The organism is Stutzerimonas sp. NM35, assembly GCF_054604355.1.
The window spans coordinates 4,341,320-4,363,724 of the sequence record NZ_CM137728.1 but is presented as its reverse complement, the minus strand read 5'-3'; the positions used below and the strand labels follow the sequence as shown (position 1 = coordinate 4,363,724).

At 60.0% G+C, this 22,405-nt stretch carries 21 protein-coding genes; 16 read left to right on the top strand and 5 right to left on the bottom strand.

Annotation, left to right across the window (positions count from 1 at the left end):
• Positions 1-49: 49 nt before the first annotated feature.
• The 6 genes from ACYCFC_RS20260 (at position 50) to ACYCFC_RS20235 (ending at position 3,353) form a co-directional block, all read left to right on the top strand.
• Complete coding sequence (locus tag ACYCFC_RS20260) at positions 50-358, top strand: PepSY domain-containing protein (protein WP_181082131.1); 309 nt, start codon at positions 50-52, stop codon at positions 356-358.
• Positions 358-660, top strand: a complete 303-nt coding sequence (locus tag ACYCFC_RS20255; RefSeq protein WP_181082132.1) for a PepSY domain-containing protein — start codon at positions 358-360, stop codon at positions 658-660. The genes ACYCFC_RS20260 and ACYCFC_RS20255 overlap by 1 nt, the downstream gene beginning before the upstream one ends.
• Entirely contained in the window at positions 660-1,325 is a 666-nt protein-coding gene (locus ACYCFC_RS20250; protein ID WP_181082133.1) for a response regulator transcription factor, read from the top strand. Before ACYCFC_RS20255 ends, ACYCFC_RS20250 begins: the two co-directional genes overlap by 1 nt.
• Positions 1,322-2,650 carry a sensor histidine kinase gene (locus ACYCFC_RS20245; protein WP_459652712.1) on the top strand — a complete coding sequence of 443 codons (1,329 nt, stop codon included), beginning with the start codon at positions 1,322-1,324 and terminating at the stop codon, positions 2,648-2,650. Before ACYCFC_RS20250 ends, ACYCFC_RS20245 begins: the two co-directional genes overlap by 4 nt.
• 158 nt (positions 2,651-2,808) lie before the next feature.
• Positions 2,809-3,030, top strand: a complete 222-nt coding sequence (locus ACYCFC_RS20240) for a hypothetical protein (protein WP_181082135.1) — start codon at positions 2,809-2,811, stop codon at positions 3,028-3,030.
• Complete coding sequence (locus ACYCFC_RS20235) at positions 3,003-3,353, top strand: hypothetical protein (RefSeq protein ID WP_459652711.1); 351 nt, start codon at positions 3,003-3,005, stop codon at positions 3,351-3,353. Before ACYCFC_RS20240 ends, ACYCFC_RS20235 begins: the two co-directional genes overlap by 28 nt.
• 125 nt (positions 3,354-3,478) lie before the next feature.
• On the opposite strand, the gene ACYCFC_RS20230 is transcribed toward ACYCFC_RS20235, so the two are convergent.
• Positions 3,479-3,691, bottom strand: a complete 213-nt coding sequence (locus tag ACYCFC_RS20230) for a hypothetical protein (RefSeq protein ID WP_459652710.1) — start codon at positions 3,689-3,691, stop codon at positions 3,479-3,481.
• 214 nt (positions 3,692-3,905) lie between these two features.
• On the opposite strand from ACYCFC_RS20230, the gene ACYCFC_RS20225 reads away from it, so the two are divergent.
• Positions 3,906-5,153: an exonuclease SbcCD subunit D C-terminal domain-containing protein gene (locus tag ACYCFC_RS20225; RefSeq protein WP_459652709.1), complete on the top strand. Its 1,248-nt coding sequence runs from the start codon at positions 3,906-3,908 to the stop codon at positions 5,151-5,153.
• On the top strand, positions 5,150-8,803 hold the full coding sequence (locus tag ACYCFC_RS20220; RefSeq protein ID WP_459652708.1) for an AAA family ATPase: 3,654 nt from the start codon (positions 5,150-5,152) through the stop codon (positions 8,801-8,803). The genes ACYCFC_RS20225 and ACYCFC_RS20220 overlap by 4 nt, the downstream gene beginning before the upstream one ends.
• Positions 8,804-9,051: 248 nt before the next feature.
• Here ACYCFC_RS20220 and ACYCFC_RS20215 read toward each other — a convergent pair whose 3' ends face one another.
• Positions 9,052-9,732, bottom strand: coding sequence for a c-type cytochrome (locus tag ACYCFC_RS20215; protein ID WP_459652707.1), 681 nt, complete (start codon positions 9,730-9,732; stop codon positions 9,052-9,054).
• A 347-nt stretch (positions 9,733-10,079) separates the two neighbouring features.
• Here ACYCFC_RS20215 and ACYCFC_RS20210 point away from each other — a divergent pair, with 347 nt between their 5' ends.
• Entirely contained in the window at positions 10,080-10,559 is a 480-nt protein-coding gene (locus ACYCFC_RS20210) for an acyl-CoA thioesterase (RefSeq protein WP_181082140.1), read from the top strand.
• 124 nt (positions 10,560-10,683) lie between these two features.
• On the top strand, positions 10,684-11,022 hold the full coding sequence (locus ACYCFC_RS20205; protein ID WP_181082141.1) for a zinc ribbon domain-containing protein YjdM: 339 nt from the start codon (positions 10,684-10,686) through the stop codon (positions 11,020-11,022).
• Positions 11,023-11,265: 243 nt separating this feature from the next.
• On the opposite strand, the gene speA is transcribed toward ACYCFC_RS20205, so the two are convergent.
• From speA to thiO, 3 genes are all read right to left on the bottom strand, one after another.
• A complete protein-coding gene (gene speA, locus ACYCFC_RS20200) occupies positions 11,266-13,179 on the bottom strand; it encodes an arginine decarboxylase (RefSeq protein WP_181082142.1) in 1,914 nt (637 codons plus the stop codon).
• A gap of 209 nt (positions 13,180-13,388) precedes the next feature.
• Positions 13,389-13,760 carry a translation initiation factor Sui1 gene (locus ACYCFC_RS20195; RefSeq protein ID WP_181082143.1) on the bottom strand — a complete coding sequence of 124 codons (372 nt, stop codon included), beginning with the start codon at positions 13,758-13,760 and terminating at the stop codon, positions 13,389-13,391.
• A 257-nt stretch (positions 13,761-14,017) separates the two neighbouring features.
• Positions 14,018-15,127, bottom strand: coding sequence for a glycine oxidase ThiO (gene thiO, locus ACYCFC_RS20190; RefSeq protein WP_459652706.1), 1,110 nt, complete (start codon positions 15,125-15,127; stop codon positions 14,018-14,020).
• Between the two features lie 170 nt (positions 15,128-15,297).
• Between thiO and ACYCFC_RS20185 the strand changes: the two genes are divergently transcribed.
• From ACYCFC_RS20185 to ACYCFC_RS20160, 6 genes are all read left to right on the top strand, one after another.
• Entirely contained in the window at positions 15,298-15,804 is a 507-nt protein-coding gene (locus ACYCFC_RS20185; protein WP_459652705.1) for a GspH/FimT family pseudopilin, read from the top strand.
• Between the two features lie 171 nt (positions 15,805-15,975).
• Positions 15,976-16,455 (top strand): GspH/FimT family pseudopilin, encoded by a 480-nt coding sequence (locus ACYCFC_RS20180; RefSeq protein WP_459652704.1) that lies wholly within the window; start codon positions 15,976-15,978, stop codon positions 16,453-16,455.
• An 8-nt stretch (positions 16,456-16,463) separates the two neighbouring features.
• Entirely contained in the window at positions 16,464-17,012 is a 549-nt protein-coding gene (gene pilV, locus ACYCFC_RS20175) for a type IV pilus modification protein PilV (RefSeq protein ID WP_459652703.1), read from the top strand.
• A complete protein-coding gene (locus tag ACYCFC_RS20170) occupies positions 17,009-17,857 on the top strand; it encodes a PilW family protein (RefSeq protein ID WP_459652702.1) in 849 nt (282 codons plus the stop codon). The genes pilV and ACYCFC_RS20170 overlap by 4 nt, the downstream gene beginning before the upstream one ends.
• Complete coding sequence (locus ACYCFC_RS20165) at positions 17,854-18,588, top strand: pilus assembly PilX family protein (protein ID WP_459652701.1); 735 nt, start codon at positions 17,854-17,856, stop codon at positions 18,586-18,588. Before ACYCFC_RS20170 ends, ACYCFC_RS20165 begins: the two co-directional genes overlap by 4 nt.
• Positions 18,589-18,599: 11 nt before the next feature.
• Positions 18,600-22,403 carry a pilus assembly protein gene (locus ACYCFC_RS20160; protein WP_459652700.1) on the top strand — a complete coding sequence of 1,268 codons (3,804 nt, stop codon included), beginning with the start codon at positions 18,600-18,602 and terminating at the stop codon, positions 22,401-22,403.
• The last annotated feature ends 2 nt before the right edge of the window (positions 22,404-22,405 follow it).

Sequence of the window (22,405 nt, the reverse complement as noted above, 5' to 3'; positions counted from 1 at the left end):
GCCAGGCTTCGTAATCTGTGCCTGTCCAAACCCACAGAGGAACACGAACATGAAGAACCTTACCCTCCTGATCACCGCCGCCACCCTCGCCCTTGGCGCCAACCTGGCCATGGCCCGTGACCTCGGCCCGGACGAAGCGCTGAAGCTGCGCGATGCCGGCACCATCCAGTCCTTCGAAAAGCTCAACGAAGCGGCGCTGGCCAAACACCCCGGCGCCACCATCGAAGAAACCGAACTGGAAGAAGAATACGGTCGTTTCATCTACCAGCTTGAACTGCGTGATGACAAAGGTGTGCAATGGGACCTGGAACTCGACGCCAAGACCGGCGAAATCCTCAAGGACCACCAGGACGACTGATGCGCAACACCCTCCTCACGCTTTCGCTGGCCTTGCTGCTCGCCGCCACCCCGGCGGCGAGTCGCGACCTGGACCAGGACGAGGCCCTGAAATTGCGCCGCGAGGGGCTGATCCTGCCGCTGGAAAGCCTGCTGCAGCAGGCCATGCAGCGTTATCCGGGCGCACGTTTGCTGGAGGCCGAGCTGGAGGAGGATGACGGCATCTACATTTATGAAATCGAACTGCTCACCGCCGACGGCATCGCCCGCGAACTGGAACTGGACGCGCGCGATGGCCGCCTGCTCAAGGACGAGGAAGACTGATGCGCCTGTTGCTGGTCGAAGACAGCGTCCCCCTGGCCGACGAACTGCTGGCCAGCCTTGGCCGCCACGGTTATGCCATCGACTGGCTGGCCGATGGCCGCGATGCCGACTATCAGGCCAGCAGCGAACCCTATGACCTGATCGTTCTCGACCTCGGCCTGCCCGGCAAACCAGGCCTGGACGTCTTGCGCGACTGGCGCGCACGCGGCCTGGCCACGCCGGTGCTGATCCTCACCGCACGCGACTCCTGGGCCGAACGTATCGAAGGGCTCAAGGCCGGTGCGGATGACTACCTGACCAAGCCGTTTCATCCTGAAGAATTGCTGCTGCGTATCCAGGCATTGCTGCGCCGCGCCCATGGCGTGGCCAATCAGCCATTGCTGCAGGTCGGCGGGCTGGCGCTGGACGAAGCGCGCCAGCGTTGCCGCAAGGATGATCAGGACATCGAGTTGACTGCGGGTGAATTCCGCCTGCTGCGCTACTTCATGCTGCATCCTGGCCAGTTGCTGTCCAAAACCCAGCTGGCCGAACACCTCTACGACGGCGAAACCGAGCGTGATTCCAACGTCATCGAAGTGCACGTCAACCGCCTGCGCGGCAAGCTGGGCCGCGCCCTGATCGAAACCCGCCGCGGCCAGGGCTATCGCTTCGGCGGCGGCTCTTGAAGTCGATCCAGCGCAGCCTCAGCCTGGGCCTCGTGGCGGCCCTGCTGATCGTCAGCCTGCTGCTCTTGCAGACCAGCCTCTGGCTGTTCGAAGCCGGTTTGCGGCGCAGCCTGGAAACCGATCTGCGTGAGGAAACCGAAGGCCTGCTGATTGCCGTGGTGCAGGGCACGGACGGCTTCAGACTGGACACCACCCGGCTCAACCCTCGCTACCAGAGGGCCTTTTCCGGCCACTATTTCCGTATCGACCTGCCCGGGCGCAGCTGGCGCTCGCGCTCGCTCTGGGACGCCTCGCCCGAATGGCCGCAGCGCCAGGGCCTGGCCGATGAACTGAGCGAGGGGCCGCAGGGCCAGCGGCTGCTGGCTTACCGCGCCGAATACCAGCGCGACGGCCAGCGCATCGTCATCAGCGTCGCACAGGACTACACGCCAATCCTCGACAGTTTCCTTCAGGTTCGCCTCGGCGGGCTCGGCCTGGTCGGGGTGGCTCTACTGGTGTTCCTGCTGCTGCAGCGCTACGCGGTGACGCTCGCCATGCAACCGCTGGAACGGGCGCGCCAGCAGATTGCGCAACTGCAACAGGGCCAGCGTCGGCAGCTCGATATCCAGCCGCCCCACGAGCTGCAGCCGCTGGTGGCGCAGATCAATCACCTGCTGGCGCATACCGACGACACCCTCAAGCGCTCGCGGCATGCCCTGGGCAACCTCGGCCATGCGCTGAAAACGCCGTTGGCGGTGCTTGGTAGCCTGGTCCAGCGCGAAGAACTGGCAGCGCACCCGGAGTTGCAGGCAGGCCTGTGCGAACAGCTGGCGCAGATCCAGCAACGGGTCACGCGCGAACTGGGCCGCGCGCGCATGGCCGGCGAGGTGCTGCCCGGCGCCCATTTCGACTGTGCGCAGGAACTGCCGGCGCTATTCGAGACGCTGCAGATGATCCATCCGCGTGAACTGAGTCTGCACTGGCATGCACCAGTCGACTGCCGACTGCCCTGGGATCGTGAGGACATGCTCGAACTGCTCGGCAACCTGCTGGACAACGCCTGCAAATGGGCGCGCTCGCAAGTGCGGCTGGAGATCGAACAGGACGCCGGCGGCTATCGGATCACCATCGAGGATGACGGGCCGGGGATTCCCGAAACGCTGCGTGACAATGTGCTGGCGCGTGGCGCACGCCTGGACGAACGCGCCGAGGGGCATGGACTGGGGCTTGGTATCGTGAGGGACATGCTCACCACCTGGAATGGCCAGCTGGCACTGGAGCGGGGTTCGCGAGGGGGACTGCGGGCCAGCATTCGATTGCCGCTGCCCAGGCAGGCCACGCACTGACGGGGTGCTGCCGATAGAAGCCTCGTGGCTTAATCCGCACAGCGCGCAGGTGGCGTGTGATGAGGGTGTGAGGCTACCAACCAGGTGCGTTTGCGCGCTCGCGGGTAATGATGCACCATCGCTGGAATGAATCCTGACCTTCATTTGGAGGCTTTCCGATGCTTCATACCATTCCTGCGGAATTGATGCCGGACGGTTCCATCCGTTTTCTCGAACCACCGCCGGAGCTGACGCAAAAGCCTCTGCGGGTGCTGGTGACGTTCACGGAACCAACGGATGAAGCCTTGTCGGGCCTGGCCTTGAGTACGCCAGCGCTGGCTGAAGACTGGCTGCGGGAAGAAGAGGACGCCGCATGGGCACACCTGCAACCCGCGCGGTAGTCCTGCTGCGATTTCCATACTCGGACTTGTCGTCGAGCAAGTTACGACCGGCTCTGTTGCTTGGCAAAGCAGGGCGTGGCGATTGGGTGCTGTGCCAGATCACCAGTAACCCTTACGCGGATGCCAGCGCCATCAGCCTGGAGGACGAGGACTTCAACGAGGGCGGCTTGCAGCGCACCAGCTACATTCGCCCCAATAAGCTGTTCACGGCCAACGAGGCACTTTTTCAGTCTATTGCCGGCGTGGTTGACGCAGACGTTCACCGGCGCACCGTCGCTGCTCTTATCGAGCTGCTGCAAAGCCCGGCTTCGACTGACGCTTGAATGGCGCGCTCCCACAGATAAATTCCACTGTTTTTGTGGGGCTCAGTGCGTAGCCTGGATTAGCCGCAGGCGTAATCCGGGTATCGTGGCCACATTGTCGGATTACGCTTCGCTAATCCAACCTACTACACGCGCGCCAGCTCGTTGCGCATGTCTTCCAGAATGGTTTCCACCAGCAGGCCGTTGCCGACCTGCCCGTCCGACACCAGGCGGATGGCCTCGGTGCCCTTGAGCGGATAGCCGATACGTACCACCAGATTGCCGTTGGACTGCGGCTCGACACGGGTCTGGTATTCGGCGGGAAAATTATCGGCCAGATGGCGGGACAGGGTTTTCATCAGGCATCTCATGAACTGATCCTGTTACAAAGACCCTGTGATTAACTAGGAGATTCCTACCGTTCATCGGCTGACATCCGGCTGTCATGGAACCGCAACTTGCAAAGCTGCGGCACACAAGCGCCGCATCCGAAGCAGCAGGTTCGCCGAAGCCCCGGGCACAGCTCCTATAATGGCCGCGCCGACACCTTCATATCAGAACAGAATTCCTCGCATGCGCCTGATCCACACCTCCGACTGGCACCTCGGCCAGACCCTGCACGGCCAGGAGCGCGACCATGAACACGCGCAGTTCCTCGCCTGGCTGCTCGACCAGCTCGTGGCCCGGCAGCCCGACGCACTGTTGATCGCCGGGGACATCTTCGACACGGTCAATCCGCCGCTCAAGGCCCAGGAGCGGCTTTACGACTTCATCGTCAGCGCTCATGAAAGGCTGCCACGGCTGGACATCGTCATGATCGCCGGCAACCACGATTCGGGCGGGCGCATCGAGCTGCCAGCGCCGCTGATGAAGCGCCTCAACACCCGTGCCATCGGGCGTATCAGCTGGATCGAGGACGGTCAGCTCGACCACCAGCGGCTGCTGCTGCCGCTGCACGATGCCGAAGGCGAGGTGGCCGCCTGGTGTCTGGCGCTGCCCTTTCTGCGCCCCGCCGAAGTCACCGGCTTCGCTGCCGGCGAGGACTATCTGGCCGGCATAGGCCAGGTCCACCAGCGCCTGGTCAGCGCCGCCGAAACAGTGCGCCAGCCGGGCCAGGCACTGATCGCCATGAGCCACGCGCACATGGCCGGCGGCGCGGTATCGGAAGAGTCCGAGCGCAACATCGTCATCGGCCATGCCGAGGCGCTGCCGGCCAGCCTGTTCCCCGAGAGCATCGCCTACGTCGCCCTCGGCCACCTGCACAAACCGCAGCGCGTGGCCGGCCAGGAACGCATCCGCTACAGCGGCTCGCCGCTGCCGCTGTCGTTCGCCGAAGTCAATTATCCGCATCAGGTGCTGCTGGTCGAACTCGACGGCGAGCATCTGGAAAAGATCGAAAGCCTGCCGGTACCGCGTGCCGTGGAAATGCTCCGCATCGGTCGTGCGCCGCTGAGCGAGGTCATCGCCCAGCTCGAAGCCCTGCCGGCGGCAGGCCTGTTCGCCGAGCATCTACCCTGGCTGGAAGTACGGGTGCAGCTGGACGAGCCCCTGCCGGACCTGCGCCAGCGCATTGAAACGGCCATCAGCGGCAAGGCCTGCCGCCTGGTGCGCATCGCCAGTGAATATGCCGGCAACCGCGGCGATACGGAGACCGAAGAGCTGCTCGGTCTCGATCAGATCACGCCGGAAGAACTCTTCACCCGCGCCTGGACGGAACGCTTCGGCAACCCACCGGACACCCAGGCACTGGAGGATTTCACCAACCTGCTGCAAAGCGTCGAACTCTCGACCGAAGAGACAGCTGAAGGAACAGCGAAATGAAGATCCTCGCCATCCGCCTGAAGAACCTCGCCTCCCTGGCCGGCGAGCAGGTCATCGACTTCACCGCCGAACCCCTGGCCAGCGCCGGCCTGTTCGCCATCACCGGGCCGACCGGCGCCGGCAAGAGCACCATTCTCGACGCCCTGTGCCTGGCGCTGTTCGGCAGTACGCCCCGGCTGGCCAGCGTATCGCCGCTGAACAAGGTGCCGGACGGCAGTGACGAGATCGGCGGCGGCGACGAACGCAACCTGCTGCGCCGTGGCTGCGCCAGCGGCCATGCCGAAGTGGATTTCGTCGGCGTGGATAACCACCGCTACCGCGCCCGCTGGGAGGTCAAACGCGCCCGCGAGAAAATCGACGGTCGCCTGCAGGCCAGCAACCAGAGCCTGCTCGATCTGGACAATAACCAGCTGCTGGCCAGCGGCAAGAAACGCGAGTTCAGGGAGCTGCTCGAAGCCCGTCTGGGCCTCACCCTGCCCCAGTTCACCCGTGCCGTACTGCTGGCGCAGAGCGAGTTCTCCGCTTTCCTCAAGGCCGACGACAACGAGCGCGGCAGCCTGCTGGAAAAACTCACCGATACCGGTCTCTACAGCCGTCTGGGCCAGGCCGCCTTCGAAGCGGCCAAGCACGCTCGCGACACCCTTGCCCAGCTGCAACAGCAGGCCGGTGGTGTGCAGCCACTGGCGCCCGAAGACCGCCAGGCACTGGACGACCGTCACGGCGAGCAACTGAACGAATTGAAAGGCCTCCAGCAGCAACTAAAGACGCTGGAATGGCAGCGCCAGTGGCTGACCGAGCGCGCGCGTCTGCAAGAAGAGCGCGACACCACACAGCTCCAGCTGCAGCAGGCCGAAGGCGAACATGGGCGCCTTGCCGATGCTCGCCGTCTTCTCGCCCTGTCCGAACGACTGGCCCCGCAACGTCACCGTTTTCTGCGCCAGACCGAGCTGCCGCTATTGCTGACGCAGGCCGATGCCACCCGGGCGCGTCAGCAGAGCGCCCACGACACCCTGCAAAAGCGCCTGGACGAACTCGAACAGCTCCAGCAACAGGCCGGCGCGCAGCTCAGGGTTGCCGAACAGACGCGTCTTGATGCTGAACCCGCGCTGGCCCTGGCCCGCCGTGAAGAAGAACGCCTGCACCATCTGAGCGCCGACCTTGCGCAACTGCACGAAGAAAGCCGACAGGCCGAAGACGCCGTCACGGCAGGCGCAAGCGGCCTCGGACAGCTGACCGAACAGCACCAGCACGCCACCGCGCAGCTGGACGAACTGAGCCACCAACTCCAGGCCAGCATCCTGCTGCAACCACTCTGCGCCAGCTGGTCCGCCTATCGGCCACGCCTGCAGCAGTTGGTGCAACTGAGCGCACGCCTGGGCCTGGGCCGCGACGAACTGCCGGCACTGGAGCAGCGTGCCCAGCTTACGAAACAGGAAGAAGGCCAGGCCCGCACAGCGCTGGATGCCCTGCAACGGCAACTGGGCAGCGAAGTGGGGCTTGCCGAGCAACTGCCCCAGCTGCATCGGCAACTGGACGACTGGCGCCTGGCCGAACGCGAACATGAAAGTCTGCAGCAACTCTGGAAGCAGCAACTCGATCTGCTCGCCGAACAACAGGCCCTGCAGGCCGAGGGGACCCGGCAGCAGGCCGAACTGGACGAACTGACCGCCCTTGGCAAGCAACTACGCAGCGAGCGCGACAGCGCCGAACAGGCGCTGAAGGTCACGCTCGAATTGCTCGATCGTCAGCGCCTGGCGCGCAGCGAAAACGTCGAAGCCCTGCGCGCGACGCTGGTGCCAGGCGAACCCTGCCCGGTGTGCGGCAGCGACGAACACCCCTGGCATCAGGCCGACGCGCTGCTGGCCAGCCTCGCCCGGCAGGACGACAACGAAGCGCAGCGCGCACGCCAGGCCTTGCAGGCCCAGGACCAGCGCCTGCAGGAGTTGCGCGACCGCCACACCACCCTGAACACCCTGATCCGTCAGGGGCAACAACGCCAGACGGCACTCGCCGACGACCTGCAGAAACAGACCCAACACCTGCAAACGCTGCCCAGCCATACGCACCTGTTGCAGCAGCCGCAAACCGAGCGCCAGCACTGGCTGGAAGATCAACTGACCCGGCTCAGGAGCGACATCGCCGAAGCCAGTCAACGGCAACAGACCCTGCTCGACCTCCAGCAACGCAGCCACAGCCTGCGACAGACCTGGCAACTGGCTCACGACGCCTGTAAGGAGGCCAGCCAGCAGCTCGCCCGGCAACACGAGGCGCTCGCCCGTGACAGCCAGCGCCTCGACGAGGAGCTGGCCGAATTCGCCAACCTGCTGCCCACCGAACAGCTACGGCGCTGGCATGAAAATCCTGCGCAGCGCTTTATCGAACTGGACGCGCAGATCGCCGTGCGCCTGCAACAGCTGGAACAGCAGGCCGAACAGGCCGAGCAACTGCACCACTACGAACAACGGCTGAACACGGAGCGCCGCGAACAGGCGCATCGCCAGGAAAGACGGCAGGCCTGCGCCGTACGTCTCGCCGAACGTGAAAGCCAGTTGCAGACTTGCCGGCAGGCCCTGCGGCTCAGTCTCGGCGAACAGCCCGGCGCCAGCGTCTGGCAACAGCAGTTGGACAGCACGATCCAGAACGCTCGCCAGCAGCAGGCGGAGATCGAACGCCAGCTCAACGACGTCAGACTCGAACTCGCCCACCTGGCCAGCGAACAGCGCAATTGCCAGCAGCGCCACGACGAACTGCGGCATGAGCGCGATGAGCTGGCTGGCGAGCTGGCGAGCTGGCGCGCCGCACAGCCCGAGCTGGACGATGCGACCCTGACTCAATTGCTGCACATGGACGACGCCCTGCTCGCCGAAGCGCGCCAGCGCCTGCAACACAACGAGCAAACCCTGACCCGCTGCCGCGAGCGCCTGGAAGGCTGCAGCCAGCGCCTTGCCATGCATCTGGCGCAGCAGGCCGAAGTGCCGGATGCCGAAACGCTGCAACGCTGTCATAGCGAACAGTCGCAAGCCTGTGAGGACAGCGAGCGACGCTGCGCCGAAACCCGCGCCCGGCTGCTGGACGACGACAATCGGCGCAACCGGAGCCAGGCGCTGCTGGCGCAGATCGACGCGGCCATGGCGGAAAACCAGCGCTGGGGCAGGATCGCCGCGCTGATCGGCTCGTCCGATGGCGGCGCCTTCCGCAAGATCGCCCAGGCCTACAACCTCGACCTGCTGGTACAGCATGCCAACGTGCAACTGCGCCAGCTCGCCCGCCGCTACCGCCTGCAGCGTGGTGGCAGCCCGCTGGGGCTGCTGGTAATGGATACCGAAATGGGCGATGAACGGCGTTCGGTACATTCGCTATCCGGTGGCGAAACCTTCCTCGTTTCCCTGGCGCTGGCCCTGGGCCTGGCCTCGATGGCGTCGAACAAACTGAAGATCGAATCGCTGTTCATCGATGAAGGCTTCGGCAGCCTCGACCCCGAATCGCTGCAGATCGCCATGGATGCCCTCGACTCATTGCAGGCCCAGGGCCGCAAGGTCGCGGTGATCTCCCATGTCGCGCAGATGCACGAGCGCATTCCGGTACAGATTCAGGTGCAGCGCATGGGCAATGGCCAGAGCGGCCTGCGCATCACGGACGGCGCAGGCTGAACAACGGCGCCAGAGGCGCCTGTTTCAGCTTCAGGCCTGGGCTTCTTGCCAGCCCATTCGCGACTGAAGTCGCTCCCACGAAAGCCCGTATGCAGCACATAGGGCCAACCCACTGTGGGAGTAGCTTCAGTATCGGCGACGGAAGCGCCTGCGGCGATTCCATCCTACGAAGCATGACCACCACCGTAGCCTGGATTAGCCGAAGGCGTAATCCGGGTCTCCGAAGGCGTAATCCGGGTCTGCCCTGTCTACCAGGACGCAGTCCCGAGCAGCTTGGCCATGTTCTGCTTTTCCTCTTGCTCGCTCGGCTTCAACTGGGGCAGGTAGATTGCCAGCGCCTCGATATCTTCGTCGGAAAGCTGGCTGGCGATACCGAGCATCACCGAGCCAGCGCGGGCCGGATCATTGTTGCGAAAGCGCGTCAGAGCCTTGCGGATATAGTCACCGGGTTGGCCAGCCAGACGCGGCATCGTCTCCATGCCCTGTCCCTGCACCCCATGGCAGCCGACGCAGGTACGCTTGAACAGCGTTTCGCCCTGCCTGCTCAAGGCTTCGTCAACGACTGCTGTCGTCGGCAGGACTTTCTGCTGGCTGAAATAGACCGCGATATTGACGCGGTCTTCCATCGTCAGATTCTTCGCCAGACTCGTCATCACGTAATCCTCGCGCTCACCGCGAGCGAACTGCTCGAATGCGTGGAACAGGTAGATCGGGTTCTGCGCCGCCAGGTTGGGAATATGCGGTCGCTTGCTGTTGCCGTTCTCGCCGTGGCAATAGCCACAGAACAATGCACGCTCGCGTCCGGCTTCGAAGGCCTGCTGGCGCCGTTGTTCATCGGCCATCAGGTAATTGAAGCGGGTCATCGCCTCTTCGTTGGCCCCCGCGAAGGGAGCCAAGAAGCTCAGCAGAAAGCAGACGAAAATGCGCATGTTAAGGAGTCCGGAACTGTGAAGGGCGGCGCTGCAAGCAGCTGTTGGGCGGCGGACTATAAATTGCTGAAACGTCGAAAAAGCCGGCACAGGTCAATAAAGCCTTCACAAAGGCGCCTGCAATCACGGTTTTCTGATACCGCCATCACATATGCAAACACCGGACAACTTGCACGTCGGATCGGTAAAGCGTGATCCGACCTACAAAGCTCCCGCCACGATCCAACCGTGCAGCCCAGCGGCTCATAGAACCCGATCAACCCTCACCCACCTGCGACAATAAGCCACACAAGCGGCTCGTATTCGACTAAAGTAGCGGCCTTTTTCACCAGCACGAGCCGCACACCATGCTAGATGCACACGCCGAACTGACCATGACCGTACTGATGACTCCAGACAAGGCCAACTTTTCCGGCAATGTACATGGCGGCACCCTGCTGAAATACCTCGACGAAGTGGCCTACGCCTGCGCCAGCCGTTACGCCGGTGAATACGTGGTCACACTGTCGGTGGATCAGGTCACCTTCCGCCAGCCGATTCATGTCGGCGAGTTGGTGACCTTCCTCGCATCGGTCAACTACACCGGCACCAGCTCGATGGAAATCGGTATCAAGGTCGTCACCGAAGATATCCGGCAGAAGACCGTCCGCCACACCAACAGCTGCTTCTTCACCATGGTTGCAGTGGGTGAAGATGGCCGACCGACCAGCGTGCCTGCGCTGCAACCCCACACCCACGACCAGAAGCGCCGCTTTGCCCAGGCCCAGCAGCGCCGGCAGATTCGTCGTGAACTGGAAGAGCGCTATCAGGCCATCAGGAACACCTGACAGGCCGCTGAAACCAGGTCCGATCCACGGCGAAAACAGGTACTCCTTCTGCCCGCTGCGGCGAAGCCGCGGAAGACCCTATACAATCAACGGCCTTTTGCACCATTGAAACCGAGGATCTGCCGTGAGCTTACCGCCCTGCCCCCAATGCAACTCCGAATACACCTACGAGGACGGCCAGATGCTGGTCTGCCCCGAGTGCGCCCACGAGTGGTCCGCCAGCGCGCCGGACGCTTCTGCCGAAGATGAAAGAGTGATCAAGGATTCGGTGGGCAATACCCTGCAGGACGGCGACACCGTCACCGTGATCAAGGACCTGAAGGTCAAGGGCTCTTCGTCGGTGGTCAAGGTCGGCACCAAGGTGAAGAACATCCGCCTGTGCGACGGCGACCATGACATCGACTGCAAGATCGATGGCATCGGTGCGATGAAGCTCAAGTCCGAGTTCGTGCGCAAGGTCTGAGCACTACCCCCTCGCTCATTAATGCAAGCCGGGTTTCCCGGCTTTCGAGGAAACCCGACAAGCGAATTGGTGTGGCGTCATCCGCGATGTTTGACGGAAGCGCCTGCGGCGATTCCATCCTACAAGACACCCATAGACCGTAGCCTGGATTAGCCGTAGGCGTAATCCGGTGTCCGAAGGCGTAACCCGACGATACGGGGCGACAGACGCAACCCGGTGAACGCAACGAAATGCCGCGCCCAATCAGGGCGTGAGATACGACGAGCGCGTCAGCCCCAGGCGCAGGGCATCGATGTACTGGGCGCGCTCCCTGGCGCTGAGCCGTGCACTGGATACCTTGTCGCGGTAGTGGGTCATCAGCTCCTCGGGTGACAGGTGCACGTAGCGCAGCATGTCCTCAATGGTGTCATGGGTCTCGATGCCGGCGTGGTGGTAGCTGCCATCCTCGCGCTGGTAGACGTTCACCGAATCGGTGTCGCCGAACAGGTTGTGCATGTCGCCGAGAATCTCCTGGTAGGCGCCGACCAGGAACACGCCGAGGAAATACTCTTCCCCTGCCTGGATCTCGTGTACCGGCATACTGCTCTCGATGCTCTGCTCATCGACGTAATGCCTGATCTTGCCGTCCGAGTCGCAGGTCAGGTCCTGCAGCACGGCGCGGCGCACCGGTTCTTCGGTCAACCGCTGCAACGGCACGATGGGCAGGATCTGGTCGATGGCCCAGGTATCGGGCAGGCTCTGGAATACCGAGAAGTTGCAGATGTACTTGTCCGCCAGCTTGTCGTTCAGTTCGTCGAGCACCGCGCGGTGGGAGCGCTGGCGGGCCTTGAGCTGGTTGTACAGGCGACGGCAGATGGCGAAATAGCTCTGCTCGGCCAGTGCCTTCTGCGCCAGCGACAGCTTGCCCGCGGCATATTGCGCCGAAGCCTCGCTTATATAGTGGGTGGCGCGCCAGTAGGTTTCGGTGACCATTTCCGGGTCGCTGGGCCCGAGCAGATCGACCAGCGACTGGACGATATCCGGCAGCTCGTCGTAATTCTCCACCACAGGCGCCTCGTCATTGTGGCGCTCGAAGTCGGTCACCTGCGTCACCAGCACCGCATGGTGCGCCGTCATCGCCCGCCCGCTTTCGGAGAAGATATGCGGGTGCGGCAACTCCTGACGATCACAGAACTCCTTGAGCATGCCCACCACGGTGCCGGCGTATTCGTCGATGTCGTAGTTGATGGAACTGGCATTGCGCGAATGGGTACCGTCGTAATCGACGCCCAAACCGCCGCCTACATCTATATGGTCAATAGGCAGGCCTATGGCGCGCAGCTCGGCATAATAACGGATGGCCTCGCGGAAACCGGAGCGATAGTCGGCCAGGTTGGCGATCTGCGAGCCCATATGGAAGTGCAGCAGACGCACGCCCTGCTCGATCTCCGCCGCGCGGAAGCGCTCGATCACAGTGAGCAGTTGCGCTGCCGACAGGCCGAACTTGGATTTCTCGCCACCGGTATCGGCCCACTTGCTCGACGCCAGGGACGACAGCCGCACGCGCAACCCGACCTGGGGCACGAGCTTCAGCTCGGCAGCCTCTTCGATCACCAGCTCCACTTCGGACATCTTCTCGATGACGATGAAAACGTTGTGGCCCAGCTTCTGGCCCATCAGCGCCAGGCGGATGAATTCCCGATCCTTGTAGCCGTTGCAGACGATGGTGCCGCCCTTGGGCGCCAGCGCCAGCACGGCCATCAGTTCGGGTTTGGAGCCGGCCTCCAGGCCGATGGCAACGTTCTGCGTGGCGATGATGTTCTTGATCACCGCCTCCTGCTGGTTGACCTTGATCGGATACAGGGCCGTGTAGCGCCCCTGGTAGTCGAGCCGCTCGATGTTGGCGTCGAAAGCGCCGGTAAGATGCCGCACGCGGTCCTGCAGTATCCCCGGAAAGCGCACCAGCAAGGGCAGCGTCAGTCCGGCTTCGCGCAACTGCCCGATCAAACGGTTGAATTCGATCGGCTCGCCCATTGGTCCCTGCGGGCGTACCTCGACCTGCCCCTCATCACTGATCGAGAAATAACCCGCACCCCAGTGGCGGATGCCATAGACGCTGCGGCTATCGGCTGCGGTCCACTGGCTGCCATCGTCTTTACGTGTGCGTCGAACGGCCATTCAAGCCTCCTGAAAATGGGTGTGGTGTCTGCGTTTGGACAGCAGATGAGCTAAAAACAGACCAGGCCTTGCGTAGGAACGGCCATGCCCGTGAACGCTCCCGAGCGAAGTGTGGACCTTGCTCGCCAGCATGCCTGCGGGAGTGGCTTCAGCCACGAGACGTTGAGTTTGCCTGCATACAAAGCCCCCGGCGTCGAATTCGGACAAGCTCAACCGCCGGATTTCTTTGCCTTGAATCCGCGCTTTTGCAGTTCATCGAGCAGCAGCTGAACGTGATCGCCCTGAATTTCGATGACGCCCTCCTTGAGCGCACCACCGGTGCCACAGCGGCGTTTGAGGGCGCTGGCCAGTTCCTTGAGCTCCTCTTCTGCAAGCGGCACACCGGCAATGGTCGTCACGGTCTTGCCGCCGCGCCCCTTGCTCTCGCGACGAACGCGGGCGATACCATCACCTTCGGGAATCACCGTTTTCTTGCAGATACAGGCATCCAGTGGCTGGCTGCAATCGGGGCAGTGCCGCCCCGCATCGGTGGAAAACACCAGCCCGCCAAGGCCGGATAAAGAGGTGGTTTTCCTGGCCACACAAGCCTCTTGAGCAAAAAGAAGAAACGCCGAAACTATACCCGTCGAGCCAGGCTTTATCGACACCGGCAACCACCGATTCTGTAGGAGCAGGCCATGCCTGCGAACACCCCCTACGTCCGCCGCAGAACCCTTCGCGGCCATAAGCTAAGCCTGCAGCACGGAATCTTCCTGCTTTCGTGGGAAGGCGGGGACGCCGAGTCCATGCCCATGAAGGGAAGCCGCACCAGGCCATGGAGTTGTGCGAGTACAGGCCCCTACAAAACAGCTTGCTGCATCCGCCCCAGCGGGGCATAAGGCGCCGGATCGAGCGTCGGCTCACGCCCGATCATCAGCTCCGCCAGCAACTGGCAGGACGCCGGCGCCAGTACCAGGCCATTGCGGAAATGCCCACAGTTGAGCCAGAGCCCCTCGAAGCCGGGCACCTCACCGATATAAGGAATGCCCTCCGGCGAGCCCGGACGCAGCCCCGCCCAGTGCCTGACCACCTCGGCACCGCCCAGCGCCGGAAGCAGCTCGGCGGCGGTGGCGCGCAGGCTGTCGAGCGCATCCTCGGTGGGCGTCTTATCGAAGCCGACATCCTCCAGTGTGCTGCCGACCAGTACATGGCCGTCGCGCCGAGGGATCGCATAACGCCGTTTGGCCAGCACCATGCTCGGCAGAAAATCTTCCGCGCACTTGAACAGGATCATCTGCCCCTTCATCGGCTTGACCGGCAACGCCAACCCCAGCGTCGCCAACAGCTCACCGCTCCAGGCGCCAGCGGCGACCACCACCCGCTCGGCACGCATGTCGCCCTGTGCGGTCTGAACACCCAGAACTCGCCCACTTTCACGCACGAATCCCGTCACCGGGCAATGCGCCACGACTCGCACATTGGTCATTCGCGCCAGCGCCTCACGCAAGGCGCGCAACAGGCGCGGGTTGCGCACATTGGCCACACCCGGCATGAACACCGCCTTCGAGAACCCTTCGCCAAGCGCAGGCACGGCAGCCCGCACCCGTTCCATCGCCACTCGCTGCAAAGGCCGCCCCTGCCTCTCGGCCCAGCCCAGCGCCTCATCTTCGTCATGCAGATCCAGCCAGTACAGACCGGTCTCATACACCTCGGGATCGATCCCCGTCTGCTCGTGAAGACTATCGCCAAAACCCGGATAGAAATCCTGCGACCAATGCGCCAACGCCGTAACCGCCGAACTATAGCGCCACGGATACAGCGGCGACACGATACCGCCCCCGGCCCAGGAAGCCTCGGCGCCCGTTTCGCCCGATTCGAGCAGAACCACGCGCAGGCCTGCGCTGGCCAGTTGATAAGCCGAAAGCAGACCGATAACGCCGCCGCCGATGATGATGATTTCCTGCTTCACAGCTGTCTCCCGAGCCTGGTTCACACTTTCGACTGCCACTCCTTGACTTGCAGGGAGCCGCGTTTACAACTGGACCTGCCGGCCTGTCTGCTGGCGTCACACCAATCGGAAACGAACAAGCCACAGCAGCGCCAGGACGGCGCAGCATCATACTGGCAAAGGACCTGCCCATGACGAATCGAGATCAAGGCTTCACGCTGATCGAGTTGCTGATCACCCTATCAATTCTCACCATTGTCACTTCCATCGCTGTCCCGGCGATGGCCGACCTTATCGCCCGCAACCGGCAGCAAGTCCTGCTGAACCAAGTACAGGACGCCATCCAGAAGGCCCGCGCCAAAGCGGTGCTGCATCGTCAGACAATTGTTCTCTGTGGCACCCGCGATACGACCAGTTGCATCAGTGACTGGCGCAACGGCTGGCTGACTCAGGCGGAAACGACAGGACAGGTACTCGCTGTAACCCAGCTACCCGCCGCCGACGAACTGCGCTGGAGTGGCTTCGGCGATCAACGGATACGGTTTTACGACAACGGCACCAGCCCCTGGAGCAATGGCCGTTTCTACCAGTGCTACAAGCAGCGCATCGCCTGGCAACTGATCCTCAGCCGCCAGGGCAGGCTGCGGCAGGGCACAGCCGCCGACAACGCAAGCAAAGCCTCGCTGTGTGCATCCTGATAGACAGCGACAAGACCAAAGCATGGCCCCGATCACGCCGAAGTCCTTCCACAAACCTGATAATCGCGCCGACAGCCGGTCATCCCGACAAACGCACCGGCCATCCCGGCAAAACGGACAATGCGCCCGAGCCGAATCATTATCCGCTCAAGCATTTCAACGGAGCGCACCATGTCACGCCGCAGCGACATGCATGGATTCACCCTGGTCGAGCTGATGATCACCTTGGCCCTGTTGACGATAGTGGTAGGCATTGCAGTGCCCAACTTCACTGCGTTCATCCAGAAAACCCGGTTGCAGGGCCAGACCGACGAGCTGATCGCCATCCTGCAATATGCGCGCGGAGAAGCCGTCACACGCCGGATCACTGCCGAAGTGATCGTCGATGACGACGGCCCTTGGGTGGTGAGCATTGCCGGCCAACCCGCCAGAGAGCTGAGTCACGACACTAGCCAGGCCAAAATGGACGCAGATATCGCAACCATTACTTATCGCGCCAACGGTACTGCCACCCCCGCCCTGATTACCGTCTGCAAGGAAGATTCGCCCGAAACGGCCTATGTCGTGGAAGTACGAGCGACCGGAGCACCCGTTCGCTATGAGCGCGGCAAAGGCGCCGATGGAAACGCCCTGACCAGTTGCACGTTATGAGGATCGCCATGAGCAACAACAGAGGCTTCAGCCTGATCGAAGTGATGGTCACCCTTGTACTGACCACCATCGGCATTCTCGGCATGGTTGCCATGCAGGGGCGCAGCATTCAGTACACACAGGATTCGGTACAGCGAAACACTGCAATCATGCTGGCCAGCGACTTAGTCGAGATCATTCGCAGCAATCCAGGCGAAGTATTCAAGAACACGCCGCCCGCCGAGCCCATATATAGCGGTTTCAAAGATACGTCTCTGTTCTATAAGGGCAAAGGGGACGATTTCGCTACTGCCCCGGTCGCCTGTGTCGCCAATCCTACGAGCGCTATCGAGATGCGTAACTGCTGGGTAGAGGCCGTAGAAGCGTCCTTACCAGACGCTAAAAATCTTCTCAAGTCGGACTTCTACATCTGCCGTAGCTCTGCGCCGGGGATCTGCGATGGTAATGGCTCGATGGTTGAAATCCAGCTGGCGTGGACAGTCAAGGCAGGCGCCTGTCCTGATACCCGAGCTTCCAATACTACAACCTGCATATATAGAACTCGGGTAGAACTATGAGAACCATCTGCACGCCTCCCCAAAGAGGCATCTCCATGATCGAACTGCTCGTAGCGCTAGCAATCAGCAGCTTTCTGCTCCTCGGCATTTCGCAAATATACTTGGATAACCAGCGCAATTATCTTTTTCAACGAAATCAGACAGCAAACTCAGAAGGCAGCCGATTCATAACATTGATGCTCAACAACTATCTAGGTAAAGCCGGTTACCGACGAGCACCAGACCAAGCTTTTGAAGATGCATTCCCGGAAAAGAATGCAAGTAGCGACTGCGCCAAGTTCGACAAAGGCAATGCCATAACAACAACTGCAGACGGAATCGGCATTTGCCTGCGTTATCAGCCGCTCGTCAGTGGCGAGGCTGATTGTCAGGGCAATAACACTACAGCATTCGATGACAGCAAAGCATTTCAACCACCACCAACTAATAGCCTGGTTACACTGGCAATAACCTATACACCTAGCGACGAGCTAAACGAAGGCGCCCTGACATGTAAAAATGTCAACACCAGCACCTCGCCATCTGCACTGCTATCCGGCATTGCAGATTTCCGACTTGAATTCGGCCTTGGCACTAAGGACATGTTCGAGAAGAAGCTTACCGATGACAACAGCCGTTTCATCAATGCTAGTGCCTGGAACGCCGATAAAGGGCCGATTCGCGCGGTGCGCTACTCGATTCTGCTGGCCAGTCCTGAAGAACAACGCGACGGCAACTCTGCCATATATGAGGCATGGCTGGGCAAAGCGGATACCACCAGCAAAGCCCGTCTAGCCGCAGGTGACAAGAACCGCATCTACCAAGTTGCCAGTAGCACCCAGACAATCAGGAATCTTATGCCATGAAAGCACTCAACATCACTCGCCAACAGGGCGCTACGCTGTTGGTAGCGCTGGTCATGCTGCTGATCCTGACCGTCCTAGCCGTATCCAGCATGCGCGGCGTGGTTCTGGAGTCACGGATCACCGGCAACTGGGTAGAAGCACTACGAATGCAGACCGCTGCCGATGCCGCACTACGAGAGGGGGAAGTCAGATTCTACGGTCCCACCAATCTTCGTGACAAGCTAGAACCTAAAAAGGAAAACTGCCAGAAGAGCAATACACTGAAGGACAACGGCGCCAACAAGCCGTGCTTACTGGATGTTAAACGGTGGCCTGAAATTGTCACATCTGCTCCTTCAAGCGATCCGGATGATCCGGCATCTTCAGAATCACCCGACGAGTCACTGCACCGCTTCATGCTGGACCCTACCCACGTATTAGTGGCCAGCGGTGCAGACACCAAAACAGCCAACAACAACACTTTCGTTACATGGATGCCCTATCGCGGCACTATCGCAGATACAAAGGATGAAGAAGACAATACTACATCCAACCAGACAGGCAGCGACATTGACGCCTACTGGAACAGCCATTTAATCATTGCAGACCAAGAAGATTCATCATTGAATCCCGAGTATGGGGCAGTCATGGAAGGTCGCGGCACCTACTTCTATCTCGTCAACGGCCAAGCCGCCGACGAACTGACATTGCAGTCCACCACTGCAAATATCTATCTCGGCCTGAACCATTGAGAGTTGAAGAAATGAAAGGAAGACAGATCAACAGCTCGGTCACATTCATCACGGGCATCATCTCTGGCACTGTACTAATGAGCGCCGCGATCAGCTCACAAGCCGCCGTATCACAAAGTCCTCTCAGCCTGACGGTAGGCGTTCCTCCAAACATTATTTTCACGCTTGATGAATCGGGAAGCATGTCTTGGGGATTTGTCCCTGACTCTATAGAAAGCCAAGTCATAAGCAGCAGCACCATAACTCGCCTGTATGCAGCTCCCGAATATAACTCGATGTATTACAACCCAAAAACCCAGTACATCACACCACCGTCATTCGATACAAACGGCAGCAGGATAGAGCTAACTACATCCTTCACAAATGCACCGATAAATGGCTTCAGGCCGAACGATGGTAAGCTCGACCTTTCCGACCACTATAGACCTACAGGAAAGGAGTACCGCATGCCGAGCGGTGCTCATCAGCGGGCTAACAACCCAAGTGGCGACTTCAGCGTTTCCATATCACTATCGTCAAATGGAACCGCAACCAAATCCAGCAACGCAGGAATCAGCTTTAAGGTAACTCGTTCCGGGTCCAATTACACATGCATCATAGAGAAATCTGGCCCGGTGCTAAACACAGATAATTTCTCTTGCTCCAGAAACGGGAGCACATATACAGCCCTGACACCGGCTTACTACTACATTTTCGATAATACTCTTGAAAACTGCAACGATTCCAAATCCAACACGAACTGTTACAAGCTTGTTTTTGTCAAGGACAATGAAAAAGAAAACTTTGCCATCTGGTATTCATTTTATAGAACTCGAGCACTGGCAACATTGTCTGCCACCAGCTTAGCATTTGCCCAGCTCTCCCCAGCCGTTCGCCTAGGATGGCAAAATCTCGCTCTATGCACCAGCCTTAACGGCGGCGACACAAAGAACTGCAAAGACAATAAATTTCGCCAGTATGATGCACAACATAAAGGACAATTCTATAGCTGGCTCAAAGATGTATATTTCAACAGCAGCACCCCTCTACCGGCCGCAATGAAAAGAGCCGGAGAATTTCTCAAGGAGGACGTTGCCTGGCATAAATTCCCGAACGCTCGCGTCTCATCCGATAAAAACACATCAGACAATACATATGCCTGCCGACCGAGCTATCACATACTTATGACCGATGGAATGTGGAACGCCACAACTGGTAATCCCAGCTCTTTTAGACATGATGGCATCGACATCAACTTACCTGACGGTAAAAAATACACCCAGCAACGTCCATACCAAGACGATACATCCAGCACACTTGCGGACTTGGCAATGCATTACTGGGCCACCGACCTCAACACTAAATTAGACAACAGAATCAGCCCCTATTTTTCCGACAAGGAAGGGACGGATACTGAAAAGTATTGGAATGCCAAAAATGACCCTGCCACTTGGCAGCATATGAGTAACTTCATCATGGGCTTGGGGCTTACCAGTTCAATGAACGCTAGCGGTCTGCCATGGGAAGGAGATACGTTCTCAGGAGGTTATAAAGCCTTGCTAGACGGCACGAAGAGTTGGCCCAAAGCATCATCAGGTTCAAATAATAACGTTTACGATCTATGGCACGCGGCAATCAACTCTCGCGGCGAGTTCTTTAGCGTTGACAGTCCTGATGCCATGGTTTCGGCCTTTGATGAGATTTTGAACCGGATTGCAGAGCGAAAATCGACCGCAGCTAGACCCGCAATCAGCTCAGGGCTAGTGATCGACGACACCGCTACCAGCGTTTCCTACCAAACCACCTATGCCAGTGACGAAAACTGGTCGGGTGACTTGAAGCGCTTTTCCAAAAAGCTGGTGAAGAATGCTGATGACCAATACGTAATTGAAAATACACAAGACTGGAGCGCGCAGAAACAGCTTCCGACTCCCGGAGGCCGCACGATAAAAATATCCAACGAAAATGGTGCAGGCACCAGCAAGCTCAAAGACTTCACAATCGGTAATGCAGGTGATCCGGAAATCAAGGGAAGCCTAGCCTACGCCCTAAACATAAACCCGGAAGTAGCCGGAGAATCAGCAGACGGTAAGTGGCAACAGCGCCTCAGTTACCTTCGCGGAGATCGTAGCAACGAGGGTTCTAATGCAAGTGACTTCCGCCAGCGCACCGCGGTGCTTGGTGATCTGTATGGTTCCAGCCCTGTAGTGGTATCTGGCGCACGTTATCTCGAAGGCTTTGCCAATCGCTTGGAGGGACATATAGGTTCTGATGGCACGGTGGCTCCCGGCGATAGCTCATACTCTGCGTTCCTAGCGAAGATCAACGGAACGGCAGAAGGAGCAACCAAACGCACAGGTCGCGTCTATGTAGGCGGTAACGACGGCATGCTACATGGCTTCAATGCTGAAACTGGCGTCGAAGAATTTGCCTTCATCCCTACCGCAGTTTTCGACAAACTCAACAAGTTAACGGGTAAGAACTACAGCCATCAATTTTATGTCGATGGCTCGCCAGTAGTTGCTGATATTTACGATGGCACCAAATGGCGCACTATTCTGGTTGGCACTTTGCGTGCCGGCGGCAAGGCACTGTTCGCCCTGGACGTCACCACCCCTGGCAGCGAACAACTGCTCTGGGAATTCGATGCCAGCGATATCGAAGATAAAGATGCCGTCAAGCCCGGCTACAGTTTTCCGACCCCGACCATTGCTCGTCTGCATAACGGTCGCTGGGCCGTGGTGACCGGTAACGGCTATGAGAACGGGGCCAACGATGGCAAGGCAGCACTTTACGTCATCGACGCAGTGACCGGCGAGCTAAGCAAGAGCCTGGAAATCTCTGGAACCGACGGCGTGGCCAACGGACTTTCCAGCCCGGTGCTGGCCGACTACAACGCCGACGGCGTAGCCGATTACGCTTATGCCGGCGACTTACAGGGTAACCTCTGGCGCTTCGATCTGCTGGGGCCGAATGCTAGCCCAGATCGCGACCTGACTGAGGGTGGCATCTACGGTGACAAGAACGGTGACGCTGATAGCTTCAAGGTTTCTTACGGTGAAAAGCCGATGTTCACCGCTGCGTCCAGCAAGGATGCTGCTGCCCAGACGATTACCGCTGCACCTACTCTTATCCGCCACCCCAGCCGTATGGGTTATCTGGTAATTTTCGGCACCGGTAAGTTCTTCGAGGCAGAGGACAAAGATGGCGTCAAAACCCATGCCCAAAGCATCTACGGAATATGGGACACCAAAACCCGCGGGGAGCCGACCAGTGCCTTTACCATTCAGCGCACCCACGACGAAGGGGAAGGAAATGGCCATCTAGTGAAGCAGAAGATTATAGAGGAGCTGACTGGCACCTATACCCAGGGCGGGAGCAACCCGGCGCGTACTGTCTCGAATAACCCAGTCAACTGGGTCGATAGCGATGGAAACATCCAAAAGTATGGCTGGTATCTGGATCTGGCAGTAAACGAAAGTGGGTTCGAAGGCGAGATGCTGATCGAGAAGATGTCCACCCTCGGACAGACCGTTTTCTTCCAGACTCTGGTCCCCAACGATGACCCATGCGCCGATGGCGCCAGCAACTGGACCTACGCACTCAATCCCTTTACCGGCGGCAAGACTCTATTCCATGCTTTCGACCTCAGGCACGTCGACGACAAGAATGTTGTGCATGTCGTAAGCGGTATCAAACAGGACGGTGAAGGCGGCATTACCATTTCACAGAACCCCGACAGCGGTTTCGAAGCCTGCACCGGCCTGGTATGCCAGACGATCTACCCCGACCCATCCAGTATTGGCCGCCAATCCTGGCGAGTAATAGGTAATTGAGC

Excerpts from the sequence above, each read along its gene's own strand:
- ACYCFC_RS20225 (WP_459652709.1), top strand. The coding sequence starts at position 3,906 with ATGCGCCTGATCCACACCTCCGACTGGCACCTCGGCCAGACCCTGCAC.
- ACYCFC_RS20160 (WP_459652700.1), top strand. The coding sequence starts at position 18,600 with ATGAAAGGAAGACAGATCAACAGCTCGGTCACATTCATCACGGGCATC.
- ACYCFC_RS20180 (WP_459652704.1), top strand. The coding sequence starts at position 15,976 with ATGTCACGCCGCAGCGACATGCATGGATTCACCCTGGTCGAGCTGATG.
- ACYCFC_RS20210 (WP_181082140.1), top strand. The coding sequence starts at position 10,080 with ATGCTAGATGCACACGCCGAACTGACCATGACCGTACTGATGACTCCA.
- ACYCFC_RS20255 (WP_181082132.1), top strand. The coding sequence starts at position 358 with ATGCGCAACACCCTCCTCACGCTTTCGCTGGCCTTGCTGCTCGCCGCC.
- ACYCFC_RS20235 (WP_459652711.1), top strand. The coding sequence starts at position 3,003 with ATGGGCACACCTGCAACCCGCGCGGTAGTCCTGCTGCGATTTCCATAC.
- ACYCFC_RS20240 (WP_181082135.1), top strand. The coding sequence starts at position 2,809 with ATGCTTCATACCATTCCTGCGGAATTGATGCCGGACGGTTCCATCCGT.
- ACYCFC_RS20215 (WP_459652707.1), bottom strand. The coding sequence starts at position 9,732 with ATGCGCATTTTCGTCTGCTTTCTGCTGAGCTTCTTGGCTCCCTTCGCG.
- ACYCFC_RS20185 (WP_459652705.1), top strand. The coding sequence starts at position 15,298 with ATGACGAATCGAGATCAAGGCTTCACGCTGATCGAGTTGCTGATCACC.
- ACYCFC_RS20230 (WP_459652710.1), bottom strand. The coding sequence starts at position 3,691 with ATGAAAACCCTGTCCCGCCATCTGGCCGATAATTTTCCCGCCGAATAC.
- ACYCFC_RS20165 (WP_459652701.1), top strand. The coding sequence starts at position 17,854 with ATGAAAGCACTCAACATCACTCGCCAACAGGGCGCTACGCTGTTGGTA.
- pilV (WP_459652703.1), top strand. The coding sequence starts at position 16,464 with ATGAGCAACAACAGAGGCTTCAGCCTGATCGAAGTGATGGTCACCCTT.
- ACYCFC_RS20250 (WP_181082133.1), top strand. The coding sequence starts at position 660 with ATGCGCCTGTTGCTGGTCGAAGACAGCGTCCCCCTGGCCGACGAACTG.
- speA (WP_181082142.1), bottom strand. The coding sequence starts at position 13,179 with ATGGCCGTTCGACGCACACGTAAAGACGATGGCAGCCAGTGGACCGCA.
- ACYCFC_RS20170 (WP_459652702.1), top strand. The coding sequence starts at position 17,009 with ATGAGAACCATCTGCACGCCTCCCCAAAGAGGCATCTCCATGATCGAA.
- ACYCFC_RS20220 (WP_459652708.1), top strand. The coding sequence starts at position 5,150 with ATGAAGATCCTCGCCATCCGCCTGAAGAACCTCGCCTCCCTGGCCGGC.
- ACYCFC_RS20260 (WP_181082131.1), top strand. The coding sequence starts at position 50 with ATGAAGAACCTTACCCTCCTGATCACCGCCGCCACCCTCGCCCTTGGC.